Origin of the sequence: Arenimonas sp. GDDSR-1, assembly GCF_025980345.1 — a bacterium.
Classification (GTDB): domain Bacteria; phylum Pseudomonadota; class Gammaproteobacteria; order Xanthomonadales; family Xanthomonadaceae; genus Arenimonas.
This window is the reverse complement of the sequence record NZ_JAPDUI010000004.1, coordinates 25,295-39,845: the sequence shown is the minus strand read 5'-3', so window position 1 is coordinate 39,845 and position 14,551 is coordinate 25,295. Positions and strand designations below refer to the sequence as shown.

At 60.5% G+C, this 14,551-nt stretch carries 15 protein-coding genes; 8 read left to right on the top strand and 7 right to left on the bottom strand.

The annotated features are described in order from the left end of the window. The first annotated feature begins 58 nt into the window (after positions 1 to 58). The gene (locus tag Q0W88_RS01445) at positions 59 to 313 is read left to right on the top strand and encodes a SemiSWEET transporter (RefSeq protein ID WP_297799225.1); all 255 of its coding nucleotides are present in this window, start codon (positions 59 to 61) and stop codon (positions 311 to 313) included. Between the two features lie 24 nt (positions 314 to 337). Further along, positions 338 to 2,164 carry a DUF4153 domain-containing protein gene (locus tag Q0W88_RS01440; RefSeq protein WP_297799223.1) on the top strand — a complete coding sequence of 609 codons (1,827 nt, stop codon included), beginning with the start codon at positions 338 to 340 and terminating at the stop codon, positions 2,162 to 2,164. 1 nt (position 2,165) lies between these two features. Here the strand turns inward: Q0W88_RS01440 and asd are convergent, their stop codons facing one another. Both asd and Q0W88_RS01430 read right to left on the bottom strand, forming a co-directional pair. Continuing rightward, positions 2,166 to 3,008, bottom strand: a complete 843-nt coding sequence (gene asd, locus Q0W88_RS01435) for an archaetidylserine decarboxylase (RefSeq protein WP_297799221.1) — start codon at positions 3,006 to 3,008, stop codon at positions 2,166 to 2,168. Next, on the bottom strand, positions 3,005 to 3,631 hold the full coding sequence (locus Q0W88_RS01430) for an SCO family protein (protein WP_297799219.1): 627 nt from the start codon (positions 3,629 to 3,631) through the stop codon (positions 3,005 to 3,007). Before Q0W88_RS01430 ends, asd begins: the two co-directional genes overlap by 4 nt. 85 nt (positions 3,632 to 3,716) lie before the next feature. Between Q0W88_RS01430 and prmB the strand changes: the two genes are divergently transcribed. Genes prmB through Q0W88_RS01410 form a run of 4 tightly spaced genes read left to right on the top strand, consistent with a single transcriptional unit; the run spans position 3,717 to position 8,252 of the window. Further along, a complete protein-coding gene (prmB, locus tag Q0W88_RS01425; RefSeq protein ID WP_297799217.1) occupies positions 3,717 to 4,631 on the top strand; it encodes a 50S ribosomal protein L3 N(5)-glutamine methyltransferase in 915 nt (304 codons plus the stop codon). 9 nt (positions 4,632 to 4,640) lie between these two features. After that, entirely contained in the window at positions 4,641 to 5,750 is a 1,110-nt protein-coding gene (gene aroC / locus Q0W88_RS01420) for a chorismate synthase (RefSeq protein WP_297799215.1), read from the top strand. 26 nt (positions 5,751 to 5,776) lie between these two features. Further along, positions 5,777 to 6,793, top strand: a complete 1,017-nt coding sequence (locus Q0W88_RS01415) for an aspartate-semialdehyde dehydrogenase (RefSeq protein WP_297799213.1) — start codon at positions 5,777 to 5,779, stop codon at positions 6,791 to 6,793. A gap of 16 nt (positions 6,794 to 6,809) precedes the next feature. Beyond that, complete coding sequence (locus Q0W88_RS01410; protein ID WP_297799211.1) at positions 6,810 to 8,252, top strand: FimV/HubP family polar landmark protein; 1,443 nt, start codon at positions 6,810 to 6,812, stop codon at positions 8,250 to 8,252. Between the two features lie 3 nt (positions 8,253 to 8,255). On the opposite strand, the gene Q0W88_RS01405 is transcribed toward Q0W88_RS01410, so the two are convergent. From Q0W88_RS01405 to Q0W88_RS01395, 3 genes are read right to left on the bottom strand one after another with little or no spacing between them, the layout of a single operon-like run. Next, entirely contained in the window at positions 8,256 to 8,654 is a 399-nt protein-coding gene (locus Q0W88_RS01405; RefSeq protein WP_297799209.1) for a pathogenicity-like protein, read from the bottom strand. After that, the gene (gene tesB, locus Q0W88_RS01400; RefSeq protein ID WP_297799207.1) at positions 8,651 to 9,535 is read right to left on the bottom strand and encodes an acyl-CoA thioesterase II; all 885 of its coding nucleotides are present in this window, start codon (positions 9,533 to 9,535) and stop codon (positions 8,651 to 8,653) included. Before tesB ends, Q0W88_RS01405 begins: the two co-directional genes overlap by 4 nt. Next, on the bottom strand, positions 9,532 to 10,116 hold the full coding sequence (locus Q0W88_RS01395; protein ID WP_297799205.1) for an N-acetylmuramoyl-L-alanine amidase: 585 nt from the start codon (positions 10,114 to 10,116) through the stop codon (positions 9,532 to 9,534). The genes tesB and Q0W88_RS01395 overlap by 4 nt, the downstream gene beginning before the upstream one ends. A gap of 66 nt (positions 10,117 to 10,182) precedes the next feature. Between Q0W88_RS01395 and Q0W88_RS01390 the strand changes: the two genes are divergently transcribed. Both Q0W88_RS01390 and rlmKL read left to right on the top strand, forming a co-directional pair. After that, a complete protein-coding gene (locus tag Q0W88_RS01390; protein ID WP_297799203.1) occupies positions 10,183 to 10,701 on the top strand; it encodes an alpha/beta fold hydrolase in 519 nt (172 codons plus the stop codon). After that, positions 10,698 to 12,830 (top strand): bifunctional 23S rRNA (guanine(2069)-N(7))-methyltransferase RlmK/23S rRNA (guanine(2445)-N(2))-methyltransferase RlmL, encoded by a 2,133-nt coding sequence (gene rlmKL / locus Q0W88_RS01385; RefSeq protein ID WP_297799201.1) that lies wholly within the window; start codon positions 10,698 to 10,700, stop codon positions 12,828 to 12,830. Before Q0W88_RS01390 ends, rlmKL begins: the two co-directional genes overlap by 4 nt. Before the next feature lie 45 nt (positions 12,831 to 12,875). Here the strand turns inward: rlmKL and Q0W88_RS01380 are convergent, their stop codons facing one another. Continuing rightward, positions 12,876 to 13,991 (bottom strand): polyamine ABC transporter substrate-binding protein, encoded by a 1,116-nt coding sequence (locus Q0W88_RS01380; protein ID WP_297799199.1) that lies wholly within the window; start codon positions 13,989 to 13,991, stop codon positions 12,876 to 12,878. 56 nt (positions 13,992 to 14,047) lie between these two features. Then, positions 14,048 to 14,527: a histidine phosphatase family protein gene (locus tag Q0W88_RS01375; RefSeq protein WP_297799197.1), complete on the bottom strand. Its 480-nt coding sequence runs from the start codon at positions 14,525 to 14,527 to the stop codon at positions 14,048 to 14,050. Positions 14,528 to 14,551: the final 24 nt, after the last annotated feature.

The following is a 14,551-nucleotide window of genomic DNA, read 5'->3' as shown; positions in this document are numbered from 1 at the left end:
TCCGCCATTGTGCCACAGGCTGTGGGTATAATCGCGGCATGAACCCCTCGAGAATGCCATGAGCATCACCGAATTTTTCGGCTTTCTGGCCGCCACACTGACCACCGTCTCCTTCATTCCGCAGGTCATCCAGGTCTGGCGCAGCAAACAGACCCAGGACATCTCCTTGGGCATGTATGCGATATTCACCGTGGGAATCCTGGCCTGGCTGATCTACGGCATTCTGCTCGGTTCGGTTCCGATCATCATCGCCAACAGCATCACCATCGTTCTGGCCGGTTCGGTTCTGGCCATGAAACTCAAATACGGCTGAAAGCCGATCCCTAGGAAAATGGAAATGGACAGCAACGACACTTATATTCCTAAATCCTCAGTCAGCCGTTCGGTCGCTTCCCGCCGCCTTTTGATCGGTTTGCTGCAGGGTCTCGCGCTTTATCTGGTTTATCAGGCGGCGGAAAACAAACTGTGGACCGCCGGCAATTCCGGGCTGTTCGCGGCCCTGCTTCTCGTGCTGACGCTGGTGCCCGTGCTTCTGATTTCGGCGCTCGGCCATATTCCGGCGCGGACACTCTGGCGGTGGCTGTTGCCGGCGGCCGCCGTTCTGGCGCTGCTTGGTTTTTACGACATCTGGCGCGGTGTCGGCGCACCGTATTGGGATACCCAGAAATTCGCCGAGCAGGCCCGCTTTCCTTCCCCGCAGCTTTGGCTGCATGCCGTTGCCGGATTTTTCATCGCCCATGCCATGGTCGGCGCCGCGGTGCTGGATGGGCGCCGCATCGCGGCTTACCGCAGTTATTTCGAAAGCGCATCCAAGCTGCTGATCCAGGTCGCCTTCGCGGCGGTGTTCACTGGCATCATCTGGCTGGTCATGCTGCTCGGTGCGGCCCTGTTCGACATGATCAAGCTGGCCTTTCTCAAGGACGTGCTTGATGAAGCCTGGTTTGCGATACCGTTGACCACCTTCGCCTTTGCCTACGCGCTGCACATCACGGATGTGCGGCCGGCCATCGTGCATGGCGTGCGCAGTCTGGTTCTGGTGCTGCTGTCCTGGATTCTTCCCGTCGCCGTGCTGCTCATCGGCGGATTCCTGCTGGCACTGCCGTTCACCGGACTCGAGCCCCTGTGGGCGACCAAAGCCGCGACGGCGCTGCTCTTGGCGGCTTCGGCGGTTCTGGCGGTCCTGATCAATGCCGCCTTCCAGGATGGCAGCGTCAGCGCGGAAGTCGCGCTGCCGATCCGCATCGGGGCAAAAATCGCGGCCCTGTTGATTCTTCCCCTGGCGCTGATTGCCGCCTATGCCCTCAGTCTGCGGGTCGGTCAATACGGCTGGACCGTCGACCGGCTGGTTGCCGCGTTTTGTCTGGTGGTGGCCTTCTGCTGCGGACTCGGCTATTTCTGGTCGGCGCTGCGCAGTCCGCAGTGGCTGTCGCGGATCGCCCCGGTCAACATCGTTACGGCCTTCATCCTGCTGTTCCTGTTGCTGGCCATTTTCTCGCCGGTGCTTGATCCGTCGCGCATTTCCGTGAATAGCCAGCTGGCGCAACTGAAAGCCGGAAAAGTGAGCGCCGCGAAGTTCGATTATGAATTTCTACGTTTCGAGGGCCAACGCTTCGGCAATGCGGCGTTGAAGACCATGGCTGCTGACACATCAGGAAAAGATGCCGCTGTCATCGCCGTCAAGGCGAAGGCGGCGCTTCAGCGCGATGCGCTCTGGAACATGGAGCCGCAAAAGCTGGATGCCGAATTACTTGCGGTGAACATCGCGGTGAGGACGCCGAACGCAGCCTTGCCCGCCAGTTTTCTGACGCAGAACTGGAAAGACACCATTAAGACCAATACCTGGCAATATCCGGAATGCCTGCACAATAGCGGCAGAAACTGTGACGCCCTCATTCTGGATATGGATGCCGATGGTACAGCCGAGGTCCTGTTGCACGAACAGGGCGGTTCGTTGCACGTTTTTAAACGCGTAAAAGACATCTGGAGCCTTGCCGGCGCGGTCGATTTACCGGGAAACTGCGCTCCAGTCAATGATGCGCTGAGTATGGGTAAAATTGCCTCGGCGCCGGCGAATATGGGGGACGTCGTCATCGCCGGAAGGCATTACCGTCCGGTCAGCAGGGCGCCGCTGACCTGTCCGCAGACCGTTGCCGGCAAGCCGTAACTCAGCCCAGCCGCAGTCCCATGCGCCGTCCGAGCACGGTCGGCGCCTGATGCGCGAAGGTATCCAGCTGCACTTTGCCTTCCGGGAACAGCAGAATTACCGTAGAGCCGTAGTTGAAGCGCGCCATTTCCGCGAAACGTTCCAGCCGGATGTTTTGACCGCGGAAATCGAGGCGTTTCGGGGCATCGGCGTATTCCGGGATGTTGACCCCGTTCCAGACCGTTTCCACGCCGGACACCAGCATGGCGCCGACCATCACCGAGCACATCGGCCCGAAATCGGTCTCGAAATGGCAGACCAGACGCTCGTTGCGGGCGAACAACCGCGGCACATCGGCCACCGTTCCCGGCGACACGCTGAAAAGACGTCCCGGAACATGCAACGTCTCGACCAGGGTACCGCTCCAGGGCATGTGCACCCGGTGGTAATCGCGTGGTGACAGGTAGATGTTCATGAACACGCCGTTTTCATAGGCTTTCGCCATTTCGGCATCACCCAGCAGCTCCACGGCGGTATAGTCCTGACCTTTGGCCTGGAAAATGCGTCCGTTTTGAATATTTCCGCATTGGCTGACTTTGCCATCGGCGGGCAGGATCAGGGTCTGTGGGTCGGCATCGGGCGAACGGGCGCCGGGTTTCAGGGCACGGGTGAAAAAGGCATTGAAGCTTTCGTAGCTGTCCGGATCGGAATCGGCGGCTTCTGCCAGATTCACATCGAAGTTGGCCAGAATCGTGTGGATGAAACGGTGTTTGATCCAGGGGGTTTTCGAGTAGGCCAGCCGGTGCGCCAAATGCGAAAGCAGCCGGTGCGGGAGCAGGTACTGCGCGAGCGAAGCGATTTTCATGGGCGGGCCTTGGCCAGTGCAATCAGGTCCGCGCCGATGGCCTCCGGCTTGAGCGGCGGCCGGATGATGCCGGCGAATTCAGCCTTCGGATTGAGCAGGACCAGAGTGGCGGAATGGTCCATGGTGTAGGAGTCGCCTTGCGGCACCTTCATGTACACCAGGCCGAGAGCGCGGGTGAATTCCCCCAACTGCGGTTCGGCGGCGGTAGCGGTCAGGGTGTCTTTATGGAAAAAGGCCGCATATTCAGCGATTTTCGCCGGAGTATCGCGCTCGGGATCGATGGACAGGAAGAGCAGCTTCGGTTTCTGCGGCAAGCCGGACGCATCCCAGAGTGCCTGGGCACGGGCCATGTCGGTCAGTGTCGTCGGGCAGACATCCGGACAATGGGTAAATCCGACAAACACCACCGTCCAGTGGCCTTTGAGCTGATCGGCGGTCATCGGCCCGGTCGCACTTTCGAGCTTGAAGGCGGGCAGGGCACGGGGACTGTCGATGACTTTGACCGCCGTCATCGCCGGAAGGGGTTTGGCCGGCAGCTGCGGTTTGAATAAGGCCGCCGAAAGTGCCAAGCCGAGGCCGGCTGCCAGTGCGGCAATCAGTATCAGGGTGATTTTACGGTTCATCAAGGCCTGCGCCGTGGAGTTCAACAGCCTGAATTATAGCCTCTGGGGCTATAATACGCACATTGAATTCCCGTGCGGAAAGACCATGACCACTGAATTGTCCAGCATCATCGATTTCATCCGTTACGGCGCCAGCCAGTTCGGCCGTGCCGGGCTGACCTTCGGCCACAGCTTCGACAATGCGCTTGATGAATCCACGCAGCTGGTGCTGCATGCCTTGCATCTGCCGCATGACATCGGGCCGGCCTACGGCCAGGCCCGTTTGACCGCCGAGGAAAAATCGGCCGTTCTGGCCCTGTTCAAACGCCGCATCGATGAACGCATTCCGGCCTGCTATCTGACCGGCGAGGCCTGGTTTGCCGGACTGAATTTCAAATCCGATGCCCGCGCGCTGGTCCCGCGTTCGCCGATAGCCGAATTGATTGAATCCGGTTTCGAGCCCTGGCTCGGTGGACGTGCGGTGGAATCGGCATTGGATCTTTGCACCGGATCGGGCTGCATCGCCATCGCCATGGCCCATTACAACCCGGAGTGGCGGGTCGACGGTGTAGATATCTCCGATGAGGCGCTCAGTCTGGCTGCCGAAAACAAAGCCCGCCTTTACGCCGACAACTGCCACCTGATCAAAAGCGACCTGTTCACGGCATTGTCCGGCAAGGTCTATGACCTGATCGTGACCAATCCGCCGTATGTGACCAATGACGAAACCGATGCGTTGCCGAAGGAGTACGCGCACGAGCCCGACCTGGGGCTGCGTGCCGGCGATGACGGCCTGGATTTTGCGCTGAAGATCCTGCGCGATGCGCCCGCTCATCTGTCCGAACACGGCCTGCTGATCTGCGAGGTCGGCGAAAGCGAGCGCCATCTGATGCGTCTTCTGCCGGAAGTGCCGTTCGCCTGGGTCGAGTTCAAAGTCGGCCAGATGGGCATCTTCGCGATTGACCGCAACGATATCCTCGCCCATCATGAACGCATCAGCCAGCTGGCTGCCCTGCGCTGAAGGAAAGCCGTGTCGGACAACCGTTTCGGAAAACTGTTTTCGGTCACCACCTTCGGCGAAAGCCATGGCCCTGCCATCGGTTGCGTCATTGACGGGTGCCCGCCGGGAATCGCCATCAGCGCTGAAGAGTTCCGTGCCGACTTGGACCGTCGCGCCACCGGTAAAACACGGCATACGTCCCAGCGCCATGAAGCGGATGATATCGAAATCCTGTCAGGTGTCTATCTCGGGCTGACCACCGGCACGCCGATCGCCCTGCTGATCCGCAATACCGACGCACGCTCGAAGGACTACAGCGGCATTGCCGAACAGTTCCGTCCGGGTCATGCCGATTACACCTACCACCACAAATACGGTATACGCGATCCGCGCGGCGGCGGACGATCTTCGGCCCGCGAAACCACCATGCGCGTCGCGGCCGGCGTCATCGCCAAGAAATGGCTGGCCGAAAATTACGGGATCCGCATCCACGCCGGCATCAACCAGATCGGCAGCCTACAGGCCGATATGCCGCAGGACGTGGACTGGTCGGTGGTGGAAGGCAATCCTTTTTTCTGGCCCATCGCTTCGCAGATCGGCGAGTTGGAAACCTTGCTTGACGCCACCCGCAAGTCCGGAGACTCGCTCGGTGCCCGGGTATTCGTCATCGCCTCCGGCGTACCCGTCGGTTGGGGCCAACCGGTATACGGCAAGCTCGATGCCGAAATCGCTGCCGCGATGATGTCGATCAATGCCGTCAAAGGCGTCGAAATCGGTGCGGGGTTCGCCGCGGTCAGCCAACCCGGTAGTATCCACCGGGATTTGATCAGTGCCGATGGCTTTCTGAGCAATCAAGCCGGAGGTATCCTCGGCGGCATCAGCACCGGTCAGGACATCACCTGCCAGATTGCGTTCAAACCGACATCCAGCCTGCGTCTGCCCGGCAACAGCCTCGATACCGAGGGCAATCCGGTCGAGGTGGTGACCACCGGGCGTCATGATCCCTGTGTCGGTCTGCGCGCACCGCCGATCTGCGAGGCCATGCTGGCCCTGTGCCTGATGGATATGGCCTTGCGGCACCGCGCCCAGTGCGGTGATGTCCCCGCCCAGACGCCCTTGGTCCCCAGCCGCCCCCTTTGAGTCCCGATACCCCGTAGAATGCACGCATGATGAAGACTTTTACTGTTGCAGTCGTTGGCGCCACCGGCGCCGTAGGCCAGACCATGCTGGCCATCCTGCAGGAACGCCGCTTTCCCATCGGCACCTTGCATGTGCTGGCTTCCGAACGTTCAGCCGGCGAACAAATCGAGTTCGACGGCCGCAAAATCACGGTCCAGGATCTGGCCGGCTTCGATCCATCCGGCGTCGATTTCGCGCTGTTCTCGGCCGGCGGCTCGATTTCAAAGGAGTATGCCCCCCGATTCGCCGCCGCAGGCGCCATTGTCATCGACAACAGCTCCGCATTCCGCATGGAGGCCGATGTGCCGCTGGTGGTGTCCGAGGTCAATCCGGAGGCGCTCGACAGCATTCCGCGCGGCATCGTGGCCAATCCGAACTGTTCGACCATGCAGATGCTGGTTGCGCTGGCGCCGATTCACCGTGCCGTGGGTATCAGCCGCATCAATGTCGCTACGTATCAGTCGGTTTCCGGCGCCGGCCGTTCCGCGTTGGAAGAACTCGGCCGGCAGACCGCCAACATCCTGAGCTTCAAGGATCCGGACCCGAAGCGCTTCCCGGTGCAGATTGCCTTCAATCTGATTCCGCATATCGATGACTTCCTCGACAACGGCTATACCAAAGAGGAAATGAAACTGGTCTGGGAAACCCGTAAAATCCTCGGCGATGAACGGATCCAGGTCAATCCGACCGCGGTCCGCGTGCCGGTGTTCTACGGACACTCGGAGGCCGTGCATGTCGAAACCCGGGCCAAGATCACCGCTGCCGAAGCCCGTGCGCTGTTGGAGAAATCACCGGGAGTGAGCGTTGTCGATGACCGCGTTCCCGGGGGCTACCCGACGCCGGTGACGCATGCCTCCGGCACCGACGCGGTCTATGTCGGCCGCATCCGCGAGGACATCTCCTGCGACAATGGTTTGAACCTGTGGGTGGTTTCCGACAACATCCGCAAAGGCGCTGCGCTCAATGCCGTGCAGATCGCCGAATTGCTGGCCGCCAAACGGTGACTGTACGGCGATGCGCATGATCCGGACGCCCTGCAAGCTGGTCCTGCTCGTGATGTCGGCTTGGCTGTGCAGCCTGCCGGCATTGGCGGTGACGCTCGGACAGGTGCAGATGCAGTCCGGTCTCGGGCAGCCGCTGTCCGCGCGCATACCGGTTTATGATGCCGATGACGCCGATGTGCAGTCGCTGAGCGTGCAGCTCGCTTCCGAGGAAGCCTTCCGCCGGCTCGGCATCGACCGCAGCCTCTATGCCGAGCTGCAGGTCCGTCTGCAGATCGATGATTCCGGCCGTCCCTATGTCGAGTTGCGCACCGAGCGCCCGTTTCAGGAGCCTGTCCTCAACATCCTGATTGATGCCAGCTGGCGCAACGGCGGCCGGCAAATCAAGGAAATGACGGCACTGGTTGATCCGCCGTTCATCTCCAAGGCGGCCGTGCAGACCATCGATGCGCCGACCGTGCCGCTGACTCCGGTGGTTGCTGCACCCGTTGCCGCGCCCATTTCGCGCACCCCATCCATTCCGACCGGTTCCGAAGCAGTGGAGCCCGTTGCGCCGAAGCCGCCGGCAACACCACCAGCGAAAGCCCCGGAGCCCGTTGCGCCGAAGCCGTTAGCCCCGAAGCCGATTGCAGCCCAACCGGCACCGGTCCAATCTGCTGCGTCTGCCGTACGCATTCCGGCGACGTCGGACAATCAGCGGGAAGTGCAGAGCGGCGAGAGTCTTTACACCATCGCTATCGCCCATAAGCAGACGCAAGCTTCCACGGTCAGCCTGAACCAGATGATGGTCGCCATCCAGCGCGCCAATCCGGAAGCCTTCATCCAGGGCAATGCCAACCGCCTGAAACGCGGCAGCATCCTGAGACTGCCGGACGAGGCACAGGTCCGCGCCTTATTGCCTGATGACAGTGCCGGTCTCTTGGCCGGACAGTGGGCCCGCAAGGTCCAGGCCCAACCGGCGCCCGTGTTGGGTGCAGCCAATCGTTTGAACCGGCAGACCACGGCACCGGCGGTCTCCACCGGTCCGGCAAAATCATCCCCGATCAATCAAGGGCGGCTCAAAATCGTGCCCACGGCAGGTACCATGAACAATGCAGGCAGTCAGTCCGGCGCCAGTAAATCCGGGCAGGGCACGGAGCTCCGTGCCGAAAACACCCTCACCCAGGAAGAGGTAGCGGCACGACAGGCCGAGATCGCCAATCTTCGCAACCAGCTGGATGAAGCCGCCAAACTGCAGACGGAAAGCAAGCGCCTGATTGAACTGCAGAACTCCCAGATCAAACAGCTGACCGAACGCATGCAGCAGTTGGAAAAAGGCGGACAGCCGGCCAATACCGCTTCGGTGGCCGCGCCGGCAGGCTCAAGCCCGCCCGATCCCTGGTATTACAGCCCGTATGCGGCGTTCGCCGCGCTGCTGTTGATTGCCGGGTTGCTCGGCATCCTGCTGAAACGCCGCCGCTGAAATTCAGGTCTGGTTGAGCAGGCGGATGCCCTGGATCACCATCAATGCAATCACAACCACCAGAAGCGCCATGCGCGCTTTGTTGAGCCGGTTCGCCGGCGCCGGTGCGGTTTTCCTTACCTGCCGGTAGCTTTCCGGAACATAGGACTCAGGTGTGGTATCCAACAGCCCGTTTTCCAGAAGTATTTCCCGCGCACGCCGGTAATCATCGGCGTGCAGCACCCAAAGCTGGGGTTGCGGCTCATCCAGCGATGCCTGCCGTTCGTTGTAGCTGAAGCCCCGGCGCGAGTAGGTTTTGTAGCTGCGACCGCCGATAATCTTGGTGGCGATGCCGGCTTGCGCGAACAGATCGCGGACATGTTCGACGTTTTCGAGACGGGCCGAGCTGAACATCATCCTCATGCCGGATTCTCCGGAGCGCCATCGGTGACACGGATCAGCCCTTCCTGCGCGACCGACGCCACCAGGACGCCTTCACGGGTATAGATGCTGCCGCGTGCCAAACCGCGGGCACCGCTGGCTGAAGGACTGTCGAGCGAGTACAGCAGCCAGTCATCGATGCGGAACGGCCGGTGGAACCACAGTGCATGGTCCAGCGAAGCCATCTGCACATTGTGCTGGTAGTAGCTGATGCCGCTCGGGAAAGTGCTGGTGCCGAGCAGATAGAAATCGGACGCATAGGCCAGCATGGCACGGTGCATGTTCGCGTCGTCGCCGATTTTATCCATCAGCCGGAACCAGACCTGCTGGTAGGGTGGACGCTTGCTGGGATTCAGTTCGTCGCGCGGATATACCGGACGCATCTCGAACGGCCCCATGCGCGACAGCCAGCGCTGCATTTTCGCCGAAAGTCCGGCCATAACCTCAGGGCTTGGCGGCGTCTGCGGCGGCACATCTTCGGGTTGCGGCACTTCCGGAATGTGGAATTGATGCTCGACCCCGGATTCCTGTTTCTGGAACGAGGCGGCAAAAACCAGAATCGGTTTGCCGTGCTGGATGGCGGTAACGCGGCGGACCGAGAAACTGTGGCCATCGCGCGAACGGTCGACATCGAACACGATCGGGGCTTCGATGTCGCCGGCACGGAGAAAATAGGCGTGTATCGAATGCACGGTGCGCGCATCATCCACCGTCTGTTGGGCGGCGCTGAGCGATTGTCCGAGCACCTGTCCGCCGAAGACGTACTTGGTGCCGATATCGCGGCTTTGTCCGCGGAACAGGTTTTCCTCCAGCCGTTCCAGGGTCAGCAGATCGATCAGTTCATTGACGACAGGTGCGCTCATGCAGTGGGTTCCGGTTGCAGACGGGTCAGGCCGGTTTCGGCAAGAATGCGCGACCAGGGAAAATGCGGTCCAGGATCGCGCTTGCGATGGACCCGGCGTTCGGGATCATCAGTGGCATCGACCATGGCCGTGTCGAGATCTTCGTGGCCGGCAATCAGCTGCAGGTTGGGCAGTGCGGCACGCAATTGCCGGAGCAGGGCCGATGTAGCCGCAATCTGCGCCTCGGTGTAAGGTTCGCTCATGTCCTGGTGGCCGCTGTGGTACCAGTCCGGATAGCGGCCGGTATTGACCAGTTCGATGCCGATCGCGCGCGGATTGAAGCCGCGCGTGTGATGCGCGACGAATTCCGGACCGACATAGCAATGCACGCTGCCATCGCGGTCGATGTAAAAGTGTCCGCTGTTGCCGGTACCGGCAGGATAATGCACGCGCTCACCGTATTCACGGGCCATGGCCAGATCCGGCAGTTCGGTGCAGTGCATGACCACAAGGTCGATTTGGCCGATTTCCCGCACATCCAGTTTTGCCTCATAGGGCAGCCGGTGCTCGTGGATTGGCCATGCAGGGCTTAAATCATTCATAATGGCGCCATAATACCATCGCCGGCCCGCCGCTTTCAGCATCCGGGCATTACCGGGACAACCTGCATGAGCGGACACGTCATCATTTCGCACGGCCTCAACAGCGGCCCCGATGCCACCAAAGCCACGGCATTGGCCCAGGCCTGCGACCTGCTGGGCTGGACCTGCGAGCGCCCGGATTTCCGCGATCTGGACGCCGCCATGCCGCCTTTGGGTGATGTCCAGTCCCGGATCGTACGCCTGCAGCAACTCGCCGCTGCCATTAACGGTCCGGTCGTGCTGGCCGGTTCCAGCATGGGGGCCTTCATCTCCGCCCAGGTTTCCCTGCGCATGCCGGTGCGGGGCCTGTTCCTGATGGCGCCGCCGATCAGCCTTGAAGGCTATGAAATGCGCCTGCAGACATCCGCGGTACCGCTTTCCATCGTGCATGGCTGGCATGATGAACTGATCCCTGCCGATGATGTCGCCCAGTGGGCCAAGCACCATCAGGCGCGCATCTGTCTGGTCAATGACGATCACCGTCTAGGTGCCCATGTGGATTTCTGCGCCCAGCAATTCGCCCTGTTTCTGGGCAGCCTGTCGTGAAGTTCTTTCTGTCATGCGCCAAAGGCCTGGAGTATCTCTTGGTCGACGAGGCCGCCGCCATGGCTGTCAAAGCGACCGCAACGATGGCGGGGGTCAATGCCGAAGGCAGCCTGCGCGATGCCATGAATCTGGTCATGCATTCCCGTCTGGCATCCCGGGTGCTCTGGCCGATTGCCCATTTCGATTGCTTGAACGAGCAGGACCTGTACCAGGGCATGCATGCCATTGATTGGGCCAAACACATCGGTCCGGGTAGGAGTTTCGCCATTGATGCCCGCATATCCAGCCCGACCCTGACCCACGAGCGTTACGCCGCACAGCGCGGCAAGGATGCCATCGTCGATCGTTTGCGGGCGCAGACCGGAACGCGTCCGGACGTCGATGTCGAAAATCCGGATATCCGCATCAATGTGCATGTGCGCAAGGACAAGGCCGACATCGCGATTGATCTGGGCGGCGGCTCTTTGCATAAACGAGGCTGGCGCCAGGAGCAGGGCGAGGCACCGATCAAGGAAAATCTGGCCGCGGCCATGCTGTACCGGGGCAAATGGCCGCAGGTCTACAAGGATGGCGGCGGCCTGCTGGATCCGATGTGCGGCAGCGGTACGCTGTTGATTGAAGCCGCCCTGATGGCCGCGGATGAAGCGCCCGGTCTGCAAAGGCATGGCGACAGATTACCGACGCAGTGGCTCGGATTCGATGCCGAGGGATGGCAGGTACTGTGCACGGAGGCGCGCCGTCGCGCCGATGCCGGACGCGCCGCCTTGAAACCTGTATTTACCGGCTACGACACGCAGGCGGATGTGCTGCGCAAGGCCGTGGCCAACTGTGATCGCGCGGGACTGGCCGAACTGATCCGTTTTGAACGTCAGGCGGTTTCGAATCTGAAAGCACCTGGCCAGACGACCGGGCTGGTGGTCTGTAACATGCCCTATAACCAGCGCCTGCAGGCCGACAAAGCCCTGTATCGCGAGGCCGGCGACGCGCTGAGTGTGCAGGTTCCGCAATGGCGGGCCGTCCTGTTGTGCGGTAACGACGAGCTGGCGTATGCCACCGGTCTGCGTGCCAAGAAAAAATACGAATTCCATAACGGCGCCTTGCCCTGCACGTTGCTGCTGTGTGAACCGATCTTCAGTCCGCGTCCCGAACGCGAAGGTCCCAGGCCGCTGGCGGACGGTGCGCTGATGGTGGCCAACCGGTTGCAGAAGAATCTGAAGAAATTCGGGAAATGGGCGAAGCAGGGCAATATTTCCTGTTACCGCATCTATGATGCGGACCTGCCCGAATACGCCGCAGCCATCGACCTCTACCCCGAAGAGGATGGCGACGGCCGGCTTTTCCTGCATGTCCAGGAATATGAAGCGCCGGCCGAAATTCCCGAAGAAAGCACCCGCCGACGGTTCGGTGAATTGCTTCAGGCCGTGGATGCGGTGTTCGCGTTGCCACGGGCCCAGGTTTCGGTAAAAACGCGTCGCCGCGGCAAGGGCGGCAGCAAATACGGCCGCATGGATGATACCCATGATTTCATCCAAGTCAGGGAAGGGCAGGTGAAGCTGTGGGTGAATCTGTTCGATTATCTGGATACCGGCCTGTTCCTCGATCACCGCCCTCTGCGCCTGCGCCTGGCGGACGAAGCACGCGGCAGGCGTTTCCTGAATCTGTTCTGTTACACCGCCACGGCCAGCGTGCATGCCATTGCCGGCGGTGCCGCGGCGTCCACTTCAGTGGATCTGTCGGCGACCTATCTGGACTGGGCCGAAGCCAATTATGAGTTGAACGACATCCAGGGCGGCAGCCATCAGCTGGTCAAGGCCGATGTAGCCGAATGGCTGGGCAATTGCCGGCAGAAGTTCGATCTGGTGTTCTGCGATCCGCCGACGTTCTCCAATTCCGCCAGTGCCGCCGATTTCGATGTGCAGAAGGATCATGTCGCCCTGCTGGAGAAGATCATGGCAGTGATGACCGATGACGGCGTCTGCTATTTCTCGAACAACTTCCGTAAATTCAAGATCGATCTTGATGCCTTATCGGCATTTGCCCGAGTGGACGATATTTCGGCACAGACCATCGATCCGGATTTCGAGCGCAACCCGAAGATCCACCGGTGCTGGAAATTGACCCGAAAATAAACCCGCCGAAGCGGGTTTGATGCAACGGCATGGACGCCGAGACGGTCATTTTCCGGTTTTGATGGTGGTCCACAGCCTTACGCGTTCTCGCTGGACGTCCGGCGGGAAACTGGCCGGATCGGCCAGCTTGGCGCTGACTTCGGGTTTCGGGTACACCGATTCATCGGCAGCCAGTTCCGGGTCCAGCAGGGCCTTGGCGGCATTATTCGGCGTGGCGTACGAGACATAGTTGCTGATGTCCGCGGCGACCTGCGGGCGCAGCAGGTAATCGATGAACTTCATGGCGTTGGACTTGTTGCGGGCATCGCCCGGAATGGCCATGACATCGACCCAGCGCGCGGCGCCTTCCCTGGGGATGAGGAAATCGATTTCGACCCCGTTGGCGGCTTCGTCGGCGCGGTCGCGGGCCTGGAAGATATCGCCGGAGTAGCCCATGGCCACGCAGATGTCGCCATTGGCCAGATCGGAGATGTACTGCGAAGAGTGGAAATACTTGATGTTGGCACGCGTACCCAGGAAAGCCTGTTTTGCGGCTTCCAGTGATTTTCCGTCGGAAACCTTCGGATCCATGCCTTTCCAGAGCAGCGCAGAGGTGATGGCATCTTCAGGGTCGTCCAGAACGGCGATGCCGCACTGTGCCAGCTTGCCGGCGATGACCGGATCGAACACCAGCGACCAGCTGTCAATGACGGCATCCGGTCCGAGTATTTCACGGACTTTTTTGACGTTGTAGCCGATGCCCGTGGTTCCCCACATGTAAGGCACCAGCTTGGCATTGCCCGGATCAATGGCGTCCAGTGACTTCAGTACGCCTGTATCCAGATTGCCCCAGTTGGCGAGCGCGGCCCTGTCCAGATCGGCGTAAACGCCCGCCGCAATCTGTTTCTCGGCGAACGGACGGGCCGAGGGAAATACCAGATCGTAGCCGGATGCGCCCGAAAGCAGTTTGGCTTCCAGTGTTTCGTTGCTGTCGTAGACATCGTAGACGACCTTGATCCCGGTTTCTTTGCTGAATCCAGCGACCGTATCTTCAGCGATGTAATCGCTCCAGTTATAGACGTAGAGGACTTTGGCGTCCGCCTCGGCTTTCTTCGCATCTTCCTTGTTGCCGCAGGCGCCAAGCGCCGTGCACACGGCCAATATCAAGACGAGTCTTTTCATGGCACTACTCTCTTTGGCTAAGAGGTGAGTTTAGCCTAAATCCTTGGAATGTCTACTCAATAGCGCAAATCGAGCGACTCGACGGCATGGCAATCCTTCAACTTTATTATTAGTATCCGATTATATTCATCATCGGCAATCGGTCGAACCGGATGTGCGGTCCAGGCTTCAGCAATGGCAGGAATGGTGTTGCTGTGCCCGATCACCACGGCGCTGGCATCGGCCGGCAAGGCACAGATGCGCGCCAACAGCTGCTGCGGGTATTCGGCAGCCGTGGCTTTTTCAATCGGAACTACGGTAACGGAGATGCCGGACGCTGCGGCCAAGGGCAATGCCGTCAATTGCGTGCGCCGGTATTGGCTTGTAAAAACGGCAGCGGGTTTTGCATTGGCAAGCCGAACGGCAAGATTTTCAGCGCGGGCGGTGCCGATCTCGGTCAGTCCCGGATCGGATGCCGGTTCTGCGGATTTTTCGGCATGCCGCAGGAGAAAAACCATGTGGTTCTGCGCATGCGCCGCCGTGCTGATGAAAAGCATCAATATTGCGGCATTCCGTAACTT